8 protein-coding genes and 3 pseudogenes are annotated in these 13,587 nt (G+C 71.5%); 1 reads left to right on the top strand and 10 read right to left on the bottom strand.

All coding sequences use genetic code 11. The annotated features are described in order from the left end of the window. Positions 1–9 precede the first annotated feature (9 nt). From OG306_RS10190 to OG306_RS10155, 8 genes and pseudogenes are all read right to left on the bottom strand, one after another. A pseudogene (locus tag OG306_RS10190) lies at positions 10–657 on the bottom strand (TetR/AcrR family transcriptional regulator); the annotation flags it as partial. 160 nt (positions 658–817) lie between these two features. Continuing rightward, positions 818–2,209: an IS1380 family transposase gene (locus OG306_RS10185; RefSeq protein ID WP_266745780.1), complete on the bottom strand. Its 1,392-nt coding sequence runs from the start codon at positions 2,207–2,209 to the stop codon at positions 818–820. A 109-nt stretch (positions 2,210–2,318) separates the two neighbouring features. Further along, a pseudogene (locus OG306_RS10180) lies at positions 2,319–2,411 on the bottom strand (TetR family transcriptional regulator); the annotation flags it as partial. 66 nt (positions 2,412–2,477) lie between these two features. Beyond that, positions 2,478–3,560, bottom strand: a complete 1,083-nt coding sequence (locus OG306_RS10175; protein ID WP_266745779.1) for a PDR/VanB family oxidoreductase — start codon at positions 3,558–3,560, stop codon at positions 2,478–2,480. A 2-nt stretch (positions 3,561–3,562) separates the two neighbouring features. Next, the gene (locus tag OG306_RS10170) at positions 3,563–4,468 is read right to left on the bottom strand and encodes a metal-dependent hydrolase (RefSeq protein WP_266745778.1); all 906 of its coding nucleotides are present in this window, start codon (positions 4,466–4,468) and stop codon (positions 3,563–3,565) included. Positions 4,469–4,604: 136 nt separating this feature from the next. After that, positions 4,605–6,470 carry a hypothetical protein gene (locus OG306_RS10165; protein ID WP_266745777.1) on the bottom strand — a complete coding sequence of 622 codons (1,866 nt, stop codon included), beginning with the start codon at positions 6,468–6,470 and terminating at the stop codon, positions 4,605–4,607. Positions 6,471–7,069: 599 nt separating this feature from the next. Further along, positions 7,070–7,717, bottom strand: coding sequence for a LuxR C-terminal-related transcriptional regulator (locus OG306_RS10160; protein WP_266745776.1), 648 nt, complete (start codon positions 7,715–7,717; stop codon positions 7,070–7,072). Further along, positions 7,702–8,970, bottom strand: coding sequence for a sensor histidine kinase (locus OG306_RS10155; RefSeq protein WP_266745775.1), 1,269 nt, complete (start codon positions 8,968–8,970; stop codon positions 7,702–7,704). Before OG306_RS10155 ends, OG306_RS10160 begins: the two co-directional genes overlap by 16 nt. Positions 8,971–9,236: 266 nt before the next feature. Between OG306_RS10155 and OG306_RS10150 the strand changes: the two genes are divergently transcribed. Further along, entirely contained in the window at positions 9,237–11,393 is a 2,157-nt protein-coding gene (locus OG306_RS10150) for an MMPL family transporter (RefSeq protein WP_266745774.1), read from the top strand. Positions 11,394–11,472: 79 nt separating this feature from the next. On the opposite strand, the gene OG306_RS10145 is transcribed toward OG306_RS10150, so the two are convergent. Together OG306_RS10145 and glnII are read right to left on the bottom strand one after the other, a co-directional pair. Further along, positions 11,473–12,093, bottom strand: coding sequence for a winged helix-turn-helix domain-containing protein (locus OG306_RS10145; protein ID WP_266745773.1), 621 nt, complete (start codon positions 12,091–12,093; stop codon positions 11,473–11,475). Between the two features lie 375 nt (positions 12,094–12,468). After that, positions 12,469–13,511: pseudogene (gene glnII, locus OG306_RS10140) on the bottom strand (glutamine synthetase). Positions 13,512–13,587 lie beyond the last annotated feature (76 nt).

Below are 13,587 nucleotides of genomic sequence, written 5' to 3'. Positions count from 1 at the left end.
TATCGTCGTTCACGGCAGCCGCTGTGCGGGAACGGCCGGAACGGCGGGCGCCAGTGCGGAGAGGCGGTTCAACAGCTCGCCGAACGGCCCGTCCGTCGGCTCCTGCGCGAGGACCGGCAGCACGACGCCCGCCACTTCCGTGTCGTACGCGGCACTCACCGCGGCCAGCGCCGCGAAGTCGTGCACCAGCTGCGTCTCCAGCTCCGCGCGCGGAATCCGCCGCCCGTCCAGCCAGATCAGCGCCGTCGACTCGGCCAGCGAGACCCACGACCGCACGACCAACTCCAGCCGTGCCGGGGGGTCGTCGACACCCAGATGCGCCAGGATCTGCTCGTACGCCGCCTGCCGCACCCCGTCGATCAACGCGTTCGCCGTCGACGAGCCGACCGCCGGCCCGCCCCGCATCAGCGCCGAGAACCCCGGACCGTGCTCGTCGACGAAGTCGAAGAACCGCCCCATCACCCTCAACAGCCGTGCCCCGAGCGGTCCTTCACGCGGCTCTACGAACCGCGCCGCCAGCTCGTCGGCCGCCCGCCGCAGCGCCGCCTCGTACAGGTTCTGCTTCCCCGGGAAGTAGTGATAGACCAACGGGCGCGAGATCCCGGCCGCAGCCGCGATCTCGTCGATCGACACCTCGTCCGGGGCACGGTGACTGAACCCGGATCCACCGGCTTGATTCCGGAGTGATCGTTTCGGGGTTGTCTTGGCGGTTGGCGAGATGATCTGGCTGTTCGGGCAGGGAGTAGCCGCTGGTCTGTCCAGCTCTTCCACGTGTTCGGCGGTCTCGGGCCCTTGCGGGCGGGGTGGTCAGGGCTTCTCAGGCTGTGGGTGGTGGCGCGTGCACGAGGTCGAAGAGCTGGGTGAAGTCGTCGGCCCAGGGCCAGTGTTCGGGCAGGTGGAGGGTGAGGCGCCGGGCGGAGCGGGCCGGGCGGGCGGGCACGTTGATCAGGTGGTCGCGGATCGTTGCGGTGGTGGCCTTGGCGTGGAAGGCGGACGCCAGGGCGCCGGCGGCGCGGGTCAGATTGTGCGCGAGAGCGGCCAGCGCGAGCCAGGCGGCGTTCGCCTGGAAGTGCCCGGAGGGGGCGTGGGCGAACGGGCCGTTCTTCAAGTCCGCGATCACCTGTTCCACGACAGCGTGCCGCCTGTGCTCACGTTCGGCATCGGACAGGGAGAGCGGAGAGTCGGTGAACGCGGCGTGGTAGCGCCAGGTATCGAAGAGTGCGCCCTGTCCCTCGGGCACCGCTGCCGGGTTGAGCCGTTTGACGCGGCGCACGATCAGACGGGCGGTGGCCTGCTGCTTCTTCGGCTTGGAGGTGAAGGCGGTGTAGGTGGTCTCGGCTATCTCGGCGTCCGAGATCCAGCACTGCCCCTCCTCGTCCCACACGGCCTTGGGGTACTTGATCGCCTTCCACGCGGCTTCGTCGATGCCCGCGATCGCGGCCTTGACCGAGGCGTTCATCCGCACGGTGACCGAGAACCGGACGCCCAGGGCCCGGCAGGCGTTCACGATATTGGCGCCGTAGAACGCGGAGTCGGCCCGCACGACCAGCAGCCCGCTCGCGCCGCACGCTCTTGCGGTGCGGATCGATTCGGCGACGAACGCGGCCGCACCTCGGGCGGAGTTGGACGGTCCCTTGCGCAGGCGGGTGGCGACGATCACCGGAGCGGCCAGCGGGGTGGAGACGATCCCGATCAGCGCGTTCAAGCCCTTGACCTTGCTGTATCCGTAGCCGGCGCCCTGCTTGGCGTAGCCGTAGGTGCGACGGATCGTGTCGTCGATGTCCACGTAGGCCACTTGGTCGGCGCCGGGCAGCAGCGGGGTGTGCGCGGCCAGTTCGGGTAGGAACCGGCGGGCCACCGCGTGCAGTTGCTTCACGTGTCCGTGGCTGAAGGAGCGCAGGTACGAGCCCAGCGTGGACGGCGCCCGCACCCCGCTGAACAGCCGCGGCAGCCCACCGTGCCGCAGCCGGTCCATGTCATCGATGCTGTCCGCCCCGGCGACCATGCCGCCGACCAGCGACATCAGCTTCGCCGCGGGGAAGGCCCCGGTGCCGTCCGTCGAGGCCGGCAGCCGGACGTGCTCGTCGACGAGTGCGGGCAGTCCGCACCGCTCGGCCAGCCGCACCACCGGGGCCAGCCCGCCGTAGCCGACCAGATTCGGATCATCAAACCGTGCGGAGACCCTCGCTGCGGCATGGGAAGATTGCATCTCGGAAGTGCCCTCGTGGTTGTGCGTGCTGGAAGCGTGAAGAACTCCCATCATCGCAGGTCACAGGGCACTTCCTCGTTTCCGGAGAGGCTATCCACAGGCATCGAGCCGGTGGATCCGGGCTGAACAACTCCAGCGCGACACCGATCAACTGCTGTCTGCGCTCCTCGACGCCCATCCTGCGCCGTACCCCGGTCGTCATGGTGGACAGGGTACCGAGTGGCCTGCCGGAGAAGGGGCGGTGGGCATCGGCCACCACCCCGCATCGCTACAGATCCAGCACCAGCCGCTCGCCCCGGCACCGCGACACGCAGATCAGCATCGAGTCGTCCCGCTCCGCGCCCGTCAGGAGTTCGTCGCGGTGCTCGACCTCGCCCTCCAGGACGCGCTGTTGGCACGTACCGCAGAAGCCCTGCTCGCAGGAGTACGAGACGTACGGGAGCTCCTCGCGCACCGCGGCCAGCACCGACCGGCCGGCCGGTACGTGGACCGTGCGGCCGGAGCGGCGCAGTTCGACCTCGAAGGGACCGGAACCGGACGATGTCGTGGTCGCCGCGGTGAAGCGTTCCAGGTGCAGGGTGCGGCCGGGCGGGAGCGCGGCGGCGACCGCGTCCATCAGGGGCTCGGGGCCGCAGCAGTAGACGGCCGTGCCCGGGGCCGTGTCCGCCAGGGCCGCGGCCGTGTCCGGGCGGCCCGCCTCGTCCTGCGCGACGACGGTCACCCGGTCGCCCTGCGCACCCAGCTTCTCGATCTCGTCCAGGAACGGCATCGAGGCCCGCGAGCGTCCGCCGTACAGCAGCCGCCAGTCGGCACCCGAGGCCGCGACGGACCGCACCATCGGCAGGATCGGCGTGATGCCGATGCCGCCCGCGACGAAGAGGTACGCGGGGGCCCCGGCGAGGGGGAAGCGGTTGCGCGGGGCCCGGACCTCGACCTCCGCTCCCTCGTGGAGCTGCGCGTGGACCTCGCGGGAGCCGCCCCGGCCGTCCGCCACCAGACGGGTCGCGATCGTGTACGTGCCGGGATCCGCCGGGTCCCCGCACAGGGAGTACTGGCGGACCAGACCCGACGGCAGCAGGAGATCCAGGTGCGCGCCGGGCTGCCATGCGGGCAGGCCGGGCCCCTCCAGACGGAGTTGGACCACGCCCTCGGCGGGTACGGTCCGCTCGGTGACCAGCAGGCGGCGGGTGGTGGTGGAGCGGCGCTCGGAGTGGCCCGAGACCGGGTTCTCCAGGGCCGGCAGCGGCCACAGCGGGGAGTCCTGGATGCGGCGGCGCATGGCCCGCTTGGCGAGCAGCGCGACACCGGTGACGAGGACGGCGGTGCGCAGGCGGGGCAGGGGGAGCGGCATGGTCAGCTGGTTCCCGTCATACGGGCCTCGGCGGCCGTGGCCGCGGGCGAGTGGGCGAGATAGTCGACGGCCTGGGCGGTGCTGCCCTCCTGCGAGGGGTGGTAGGCGTGACTCAGATAGCGCGGTATGGAGCGGAGCAGATCACCGGTCGCGGGCAGGGTGCCGCGCCGGCCGCTGGTGTAGAACTCCTTGAACGACGCCCTGCCGTGGAGCAGGCTCGGGTCGTTCTCCATGAAGAAACGCGTGCCGCGCTGCCAGAGGAAGAGAAGCGCGGTGAAGGCCGTGGCCCAGGTCCGTACCCGGCGCCGGTAGCCGCCGTCGACATGCATGAACACGTCGAACGCGACGGAGCGGTGCTCGACCTCCTCCGCACCGTGCCAGCGCAGCAGATCCAGCATCGTCGGATCGGCGCCGCGCCGGTCCAGCTCGTCGGCGTTCAGCACCCAGTCGCCGAGGAACGCGGTGTAGTGCTCGATCGCCGCGATCGTCGCCACCCGCTCCATCAGCCACCACGTGCGCGCCCGGCCCGGCGGCAGCGTCCGGTCGCCCAGCAGCTTCTCGAAGAACCAGTCGACCTGCGCGGTGTACGGCGTCGGATCGAGACCGAGCTCCTTGAGGCGGGGCAGGACGTCGTCGTGGGCCTGCGCGTGCACGGCCTCCTGGCCGATGAAGCCGATGACGTCCTGGCGCAGCTGCTCGTCGTGGATGTACGGCAGCACCTGGCGGTACACGCGGATGAACCAGCGCTCCCCGGCGGGCAGCAGCAGATGGAGCACGTTGATGGTGTGCGTGGTGAACGGGTCGTCCGGTACCCAGTGCAGGGGTGTCTTCTCCCAGGCGAAGGAGACCTTGCGGGCCTTGAGCCGCGTCCGTTCCGACGCGACCGGCGCCGGCTGCGTGTTAGACATATTGTCAATGTACTGATGGGTAAGGCGGGGGAACAGAGGCGTGCGGCGAATTTCCCCGCCTTCGGTTTCCCCGCCTTCCGTTTCCCCGGCTCCCGTTTCCCCGGCTCCCGTTTCCCCGCCTCCGGGGCGCCGGGCGTCAGCGCAGGGCGCCCACCCGACTGCCGTCCGCCAGCGTCCCGTTCAGCCGTGCCCGGTCGCCCGCCCTGGCCGGCACAGTGAGGAGCCGGCTCTCGGACCATCCCTCCACCCCGCCCGACGTGGTCAGCGAGGCGAACTGCTCGCTGCCTGCCGCCAGTACGTACCAGCGTCCGCCGTGCGACTTCCACAGCACCCCGGCCAGCACCCGCGGATCACGCATCCCGCAGGCCGGTGAGTCCTCGGCCCGGGCCGCGACCGCCCCGGGCGGGCCGCCGGTCGCGACGGACGGCGCCGACGGGGCCTGGAACTGGGCGAGGACCCGGCTTCCGGTGCCCCGCCAGGTCTCCGCCCGGGTGCAGAGCCAGCGCGCCGAGCCGTTGTCCTCGGGCAGCGGCTGCTCGGCGTACTGCCAGGAGTTCACCGACCGCACGCCGTGCGAACGGACTGCGGGCAGCAGGCAGGCGGTCCGCGCCCAACTGTCCCGCTCCGCCCGCCCGGAGACGTCGTGCGGCGCGGCCGGCGGGCCCGACGTCAGCCGGGCGGGGGGCAGCTCGCCGAGGTCCGTCATCAGCCGGACCACCGGACCGTCGCGCAGCTCGATCGCCTCCCAGGAGTGGCAACTCCGGGCCGTCGCCGGGCTGTTCAGCGCGGCTGTCACCCCGTCGGCGGTGCGGTGCAACGGCCGCGGGGCGCCGCCCGGGGCGAGCAGATCCCGTACGGACACGGCACGCACCCAGGGCGCGGTGAGATAGCGGACCCGGCCGCCCGTGCGGCCCACGATCAGGGCGCCGGACGAGGCCCTGTCGGCACTGTCGACCCGGGCGAAGTCGAGCGCCACGCCCCGCTCCGGTACGGCGTCCCGGGGTTCCGCGTACCGTACGACGCGCAGCCCGTCGTAGAACAGCACCACCGTCGCCCGGTCCACCCCGCCCGCGTACAGCAGCTGCGGCGCCCCCATCGGCGGCCCGGCCGGCGTCCCGGGCGTCGCCGACAGGCGCGCCGCGCCGTCCGGGTGCGCCCACACGGTGAGCGCGCGGCGCAGCAGCCGGAGGTCCCCGGCGCGGTCGCCACGGGTGGGCCAGGTGGTGAAGTCGGTACGGGGCGAGCGCCGCCAGAACGCCACCGGAACACGGGTCAACCCGTCCGGATCCAGGGCCTGTTCGGCGGCGGCGTTGTGGGCGTACGGCGTTACGGGCGGGGCGCCGCGCCCCCAGCCGTGGCCCGGCAGCCCCAGCAGCGCCCCGCACACCAGCAGCGCCGCGACGGCCGCCACCGCCGCCTTCGCGTACCGACGGCGGCGCAGCAGATCCGGCGGCCGGGCCTGGAGCGAACAGGGATCGAACTCCGGGGACCCGAGGAGCTCGTACGGCGCCGACACGCCCTCCGCCGCCGCGAGCGCCGCATGCGGATCAGCCACCCCGGCAGCGGCGAGCACCCGCCGCACCTCCGCATCGGTCAGCCGCTCCAGACCGCGCAGGACGTACGCGGCGCGCCCCGGACCGGAGAGCGCCGACAGGGCCTGCTCCAGGGCGAGTTCCTCCGCTCCGCCGGAGTGCGGGAACAGCCGCAGCCCCCACACCAGCGGGAGGAGGGGCGGCAGCCCGCGAAGCCGTGGACGGCCCGTCTCCAGCGCCGCGCGCAGCAACCGCACGCGGACGTACGCATACCCTGTCCGGCGCCCCGACAGCAGGCACCGCTGGGCCAGGGCGTGCGCCGCCAGAACGCGGCGGTGGCTGCCGAGGGACGGCGGCAGGACGAGATAGCCGAGGCGGGCCAGGCGCGGATAGTGCTCGACGAGCGCGGCCCCGGCCTGCTCCCCATCGGCCGGGGCGGCTGCGGAAGGTACCTCTGGCAGTGGTCGCACGATCAGCAGAACGAGCGAAATGGTGCGATGGTCACCCCGGCGCATCCATGTCGTGCGATGCGCCGCGCTTCCCTCCGCGCGCGCCCCTCACGCCGACTGCCACCCGCTGTACTGGTCGGGAACGGAAGGGGTCCATGGCACGACGTACCCGTGTGCTCAGTGCGCTCGCACTGGCTGCGGCTGCCGCCCTCGTCCCCGTACAGGGCATCGCGCAACAGTCCGTCGACCAGCGGCCGGAGCCTGGCGAAGACCAAGTGGGCGTGCAGGATGTGGACGACGTGGCGGCCTTTGCACACGCCGGGATTCGGGTTCCAGCGCGGCGATATGGGCTAACTGTAGTGGTGTGGTCACTGTGAGCGAACGGTTCTTGGGGCAGCGGCGACGCCTATGTGGCGACGCCTACGTGAAGTCCGCCGCAAGGCGGGCCCGAGGTCGGGCTCTATCTCTCTCGCCCTCCGGCGTGCTGAACTCCCGCATGCCTGGCGCGCACAGTGGGTCGACACGATCCGCAAGAAGCAGCCACGCCGTGCCCCCGTGACCGCGCACCCCGCCGGCTTGCGCGACCCGCCGGGGTCGCGCGGCCACGACGAAGTTCCGGCTCAGCCGTGGTCCAGGTAGGCGAGGACCGCGAGAACGCGGCGGTTGTCGTCGTCGGACGGCGGCAGGCCCAGCTTCCCGAAGATGTTCGAGGTGTGCTTGGCCACCGCCCGCTCCGTGATCACCATCTGCGAGGCGATCGCCGCGTTCGAACGGCCCTGCGCCATCAGCTCCATGACCTCCCGCTCCCGCGGCGTCAGCCCGCCCATCGGCTTGTCCTGCGAGCGCCGCGACAGCAACTGCGAGATCACCTGCGGGTCCATCGCCGTGCCGCCCGCGGCGACCCTGCGCACCGCGTCGATGAACTGCTCGGCGTCGAAGACCCGGTCCTTGAGCAGATAGCCGATGCCGCCGTTGCCGTCCGCCAGCAGCTCGCGCGCGTACAACTGCTCCACGTGCTGCGAGAGCACGAGCACCGGAAGCCCTGGCCTGGCCTGCCGGGCCGCCAGCGCGCACTGCAGGCCCTCGTCCGTGTGGGACGGCGGCAGCCGGACGTCGACCACCGCGACGTCCGGCGTCAACTCGGCCAGCGCACACGTCAGTTCCGGTCCCGTCTCGACGGCCGCCGCGATCTCGAAGTCGTACGCCTCCAGGAGCCGGACCAGGCCGTCACGCAGCAGGAAAAGATCTTCGGCTAGGACAACTCGCAAGGGATCTCCATGGTCACCATGGTGGGACCGCCCGCGGGGCTGCTGACGGCCATGATGCCGTCGAATGTACCGAGTCGGCGTTCGATTCCGCTCAGCCCCGAGCCGGATCCGACCGCCGCACCACCCCGGCCGTTGTCGGTGACGGAGACCCGCAGCATGGCGTCCGCGTGGTGGACGTCCACCCAGACGCGGTCGGCCCCCGAATGCTTGGCGGCGTTCGTCAGCGTCTCGCTCACCGCGAAGTACGCGGCCGACTCGACCGCCGCGTCCGCCCGCCCGTCCAGCTCCACCCGGACCTCCGACTCGATGGGCAGCCGCAGCGCCAACGCCCGGACCGCGTCCCCGAGTCCGCGTTCGGCGAGGACCGGCGGGTGGATGCCCCGGACCAGATCGCGCAGCTCCGTGAGCGCCTCCGCGGAGGACTCGCGGGCCATGGCGAGGAGCTTCTTCGCTTGCGCCGGGTCCTTCTCGATGAGCGCTTCCACGGTGCCCAGATTCATGCCCATGGCGACCAGCCGGGCCTGCGCGCCGTCGTGCAGATCGCGCTCGATGCGCCGCAGTTCGGAGGCGGCGGTGTCCACGGCCTCGTGCCGGGTCTCGGTCAGCCGGTCGACGCGCCGGGCCAGCTCCTGCTCCTGGGTGGGGGCCAGCATCGCCTGGGTGATCACGAAGTGCAGCCGCACCAGCCGGTCACCGACCAGCACACCGGTCGCGAGGATCGCCAGGCCGAGCGCGGCGGCGGCAAGCCCCGACGCCTGGCTGTCGACCGGCACGAATCCGTACCAGTACCGGTCGTCGGTGAAGACCCGCCACAGGCCCGCCGCCAGGACGAACCCCTCCAGCGGGTAGATCATCAGCACCGTCGCCAGGGACGCCACGACATAGCCCGCGGTCATGTCGACCAGCAGCCAGCGGAGGTCCCGCCAGGTCGCCGGGTCCTTCAGCATCAGCGTGGTCCGCTCCACCTGCCCCGTGAAGCCGGTGCGCAGATCCTTCGGGAAGGGGCGGTACGGGACCGGGATGCGTATGCCGGACCAGGTGACCGCGAGCAGCCGGCGCCGGTTGGCGTGCTTGCGGACCAGCTCCAGGACATGGGGGGTGGTGAACAGGCCGACGCCCAGCGGGATGAAGGCGATCGAGAGCACGGCCCACACGAAGAGGGTGAGCGACCCGGCCAGGCCGGCGAGCGACAGCACGAATCCGCGCCCGGCGGCCGACAGCGCGCCCCGTATCCGTGTCCGTATCGCGTTCATCCCGGTCCCGTCCTCTCCTTGCCGGGCCCCGTGGCAGGCCCGGCCCGGACAGTCTCACCTGCCGGGCGCCCCCGATGTCAGCCGTTTCGCCACCCGGACGGGGTGTATCCAGCACCACCCCGCCGCCCTCGCCCTACGGCTCCGCGAGTGGGGGTTTCGACGGCTGGGGCGGCAGGCGCCCCGTTCCTAGATTCATCGACGACGCACTTCCCGCGTCTCTTCCATCTCTTCCACTTCCGTCCGAACCTTCTGGGGGCGAACACGCCATGAGGCGCAACCTCGCGGCACGTATCGGTGTGTGGAGCGCACACCACCGCAAAACCGCCATTCTCGGCTGGCTGCTCTTCGTCGTGCTCGCCACGGGCATCGGCGGCGCATCCGGCCTGGTCGAGATGACCGACGCGGAGAACGCCGCGGGTGATTCGGCGCGGGCCGAACAGATCCTCGACGACGCCGGACTCGGGCGGCCCGCCGGCGAACTGGTCATGGTCTCCGCCACGAAGGCGGGGGACTGGCGGGGCCCCGCCCGCGACCTCGCCGCGGCCATCGGGCGGACCGGTGAGGTGACGAACCTCGCGGCGCCCGTCCCCTCCGAGGACGGCAAGGACGCGCTGATCACCTTCGACCTGAAGGGCGACGCGGCGACGGCTCCGGACCGGGTGCAGCCCGTCCTCGACGCCGTGGCCGCCGCCCGGGCGGACCACCCCGACGTCACCATCCACCAGTTCGGCGAGGCCAGCGCCGGGAAGTGGCTCGGCGACCTGCTCTCCGAGGACTTCAAGAAGGCCGAGTTCACCGCCGTGCCCCTGGCCCTCGGCATTCTGCTGGTCGCCTTCGGGGCCGTCGTCGCGGCGCTGCTCCCGGTCGGTCTCGCACTGACCGCGTGCATGGCCGCCTTCGGCTTGCTCTCGCTCGCCAGCCACCAACTGCACCTGTTCCAGACCACGTACTCCGTGATGTTCCTGATGGGCTTCGCCGTCGGCGTCGACTACTGCCTCTTCTATCTGCGGCGCGAACGCGACGAGCGGGCGGCGGGACGCGATGCCGAGACGGCCCTGCGGATCGCGGCGGCGACCAGCGGCCGGGCCGTGCTCGTCTCCGGGCTCACGGTGATGGTCGCGATGGCCGGCATGTTCCTGTCCGGACTGATGTTGTTCAAGGGCTTCGCCCTCGCCACGATCACCGTGGTCTTCATCGCGATGCTGGGCTCGGTGACGGTGCTGCCCGCGCTGCTGTCCTGGCTGGGCGACCGGATCGACGCGGGACGTGTCCCCTTCATCGGCCGGCGAGGGAGCCGGCGTGGTGGCAGGCGCGCAGGCACCGGTGGCGATACCGCCGGGACGGTGCTGAAGCCGGTCCTGGCCAGGCCGAAGATCTTCGCGGTCGCCTCGGTCGCCGTACTGCTCGCGCTGGCCGCGCCCGCCCTCGGCATGAAGACCGAACAGCTGGGCCTGGAGAAGCAGTTCGGCTCCGACTCGCAGCTCTCGGTCGCCTACCGGCAGATCGACGAAGCTTTCCCCGGCGGCCCCGCTCCGGCACGGGTCGTCGTCAAGGCCGACAACATCGAGGCACCCGCACTGCGCAAGGCGTTCGCCGGCTTCGAAGAGGTGACCGTCCACCGGGCGCAGAACGTCGCGGAGATCGAGGTGCCGCTCCCCGGCGGCGCGGCCGGCCTTGCCGAGCTGCGCGAGAAGCGGCTGCCTGCCGCGTTCGAAGGAACGGGGGCCCAGGTGTACGTGACCGGGGAGACCGCCGGGTCCGTCGACTTCAGCGACCAGCTGAAGCGAGGCATCGTCCCCGTCTTCGCCTTCATCACGGCGGTGACGTTCCTGCTGATGCTGTTCTGCTTCCGCTCGTACGTCATCGCGGTGACGTCGATCCTGCTCAACCTGCTGTCCGTGGCCGCCGCGTACGGGGTGATGGTCGCCGTCTTCCAGCACGGCTGGGGGGCCTCGTTGATCGGCTCCGAGGGCGTCGGCGCGATCGAGGCGTGGATTCCGCTGTTCGTCCTGGTCGTCCTGTTCGGACTCTCCATGGACTACCACGTGTTCGTGGTCTCCCGGATCCGCGAGGCCCGCGACCGCGGACTGTCCACCCGGGCCGCGATCGACGAGGGTATCCGGCGGACCGCGGGCGCGGTGACCGGAGCGGCCGTGATCATGGTCGCGGTCTTCGCGGTCTTCGGGACGCTGTCGATGCAGGACATGCAGCAGATGGGCGTCGGCCTCGCCGTGGCGGTACTGCTGGACGCCACGGTCGTACGGATGGTCCTGCTGCCCTCCGTGATGGCGCTGCTGGGCGAGCGGAACTGGCGGACCCCGCGCGGACTGAGCCGACTGCCGGGCCTGGAGCACGGCGAACCGGAGCCGGATGCGGGCACGGGGACGGCCGGGGTCCCGGTGCGGTCCGGGGCGCGAGGCTGACCGACCGGGCACGTGACAGCGGCCCCGGTCCGGTACGTACCGGACCGGGGCCGCTCTCCCGCGTACGGCAACAGGCCTCTCAGGGGGTGTACTTGTAGCCGACGCGCCGCACGGTCTGGATCGTCCGGCGGTGCTCGGCGCCCAGCTTGCGGCGCAGCCGGGCGACATGGACGTCCACGGTGCGTCCGTCGCCCACGTGTCCGTAGCCCCAGACCGTGGTCACCAGCTGATCGCGGGTGTGCACCCGGTGCGGGTGCGCGACGAGGTGGGCGAGCAGCTCGAACTCCAGGAAGGTGAGGTCGAGCGTGTTCCCGTCGACCGCGGCGACGCGCTGTACGGGGTCGATGCGCACCGGACCCGCGCCCGGGTCCGCCACCGGCGACGGCACCACGTACTGGGTGGCCGCGGCGGCGGCCGCGGTGACGGCCGGCTGCTGATCGGCCGGTACGAGCACCAGGTAGCCGATCATCGGCGGGTGGCCCGGCAGCGCCGGAACGGTGTGCTGGGGTGCGGGCAGCCAGGTGGCACCCGGCGGCAGGAACTCGGCCACAGCGGCCGGCTGGACGACCTCACCGGGGTCGACGGCACGCAGCCGGTGGCGGTTGGGCGGGAGCGGGCGGGCGGAGGTGGTGGCCGCAGCAGTCGTCGGAGCTGCCGCGCCGGCAGAGGCAGCGGCGGAGAAGGTACGAGTGTTCGCCATGGGGTCAGCTCTTTCGCGCGAAGGAGTCGTCGAGGGACGGACTTGCCGGCGCGCGGGCCGAAGGCCGGGGTGAGCGGCTTTAGAGGGCCTGCGCGTTCAACGCGCGGCAACACACCCGGTCGAAGTCGTGATGCTGACGGGACGGCCAGAACGGTTGGAGGTCGTTGCGACCTGTCGAGGTGTACTGGATGCCGACCATGCCCCCATTGAACCAGAGAACGTGACGGCGCAGCAGGCCTCTCTCAGCCGTCGATACGGGCCCTTGGCGTTACGTTCCTCACCTGCATGCCAGGCGGGCCCGCGGGGCGACGGAGGAGCCGAGGGGGCGCCCACCCGGCCGGGTGGACGCCCCCTCGTGCTGACGGCGGTCGAGGATCAGACCTGGTCGGCCTTCTCCAGCGCGGTGCAGCAGGTGTCGACGATCAGCCGCGTGACGACGTAGGGGTCGACGTTGGCGTTCGGGCGGCGGTCCTCGATGTAGCCCTTCTGGTCCTCCTCGACCTGCCACGGGATGCGGACCGACGCGCCGCGGTTGGAGACGCCGTAGCTGTACTCGTTCCACGGGGCGGTCTCGTGCAGACCGGTCAGACGGTCGTCGATGCCCGCGCCGTAGTTCTTGACGTGGTCCATCGGCTTCGAGCCCTCGCCCAGCGACTCGCACGCGGTGATGATCGCGGCATAGCCCTCAGGTCCTTCGCGCATCGCCTTGGTGGAGAAGTTGGTGTGCGCACCCGCGCCGTTCCAGTCGCCCCTGACCGGCTTCGGGTCGAGGGTCGCGGAGACGTTGAAGTCCTCGGCGGTGCGGTACAGCAGCCAGCGGGCGATCCACAGCTGGTCGGAGACCTCCAGCGGGGACAGCGGGCCGACCTGGAACTCCCACTGGCCGGGCATGACCTCGGCGTTGATGCCGCAGATGCCGAGGCCCGCCTCCAGGCAGTTGTCGAGGTGCTTCTCGACGATCTCGCGACCGAAGATCTCGTCGGCGCCGACCCCGCAGTAGTAGCCGCCCTGCGCGGCCGGGAAGCCGCCCTCGGGGAAGCCGAGCGGGCGGTGGCCGTCGAAGAAGGTGTACTCCTGCTCGATGCCGAAGATCGCTCCTGGCCGGCGAACCGTTCGGCGAGCGGACGCAGCTCGGCACGGGTGTTGGACTCGTGCGGCGTCATGTCGATGTCGAAGACCTCACACAGGACGAGGATGTCGTCGCCGCCGCGGATCGGGTCCGGACACGTGAAGACCGGCTTCAGTACCCGGTCGGAGGCGTGGCCCACGGCCTGGTTGGTGCTCGAACCGTCGAAGCCCCAGATCGGCAGCTCCGCCACATCCTGCGACGGACTCCCGGCCATGATCTTCGTCTTCGAACGGAGCTTGGCGGTCGGCTCGGTGCCGTCGATCCAGATGTACTCAGCCTTGAACGTCACGGAAGCCATCCTTTGCGGGTGCTGCGGTCCGGTCTCTGCAGCGCAGCTTCGCAAGACGCGATTTCCCGTCCGTTGC

Source organism: Streptomyces sp. NBC_01241, assembly GCF_041435435.1.
GTDB lineage: Bacteria > Actinomycetota > Actinomycetes > Streptomycetales > Streptomycetaceae > Streptomyces.
This window is presented reverse-complemented; position numbering and strand designations above follow the sequence as displayed.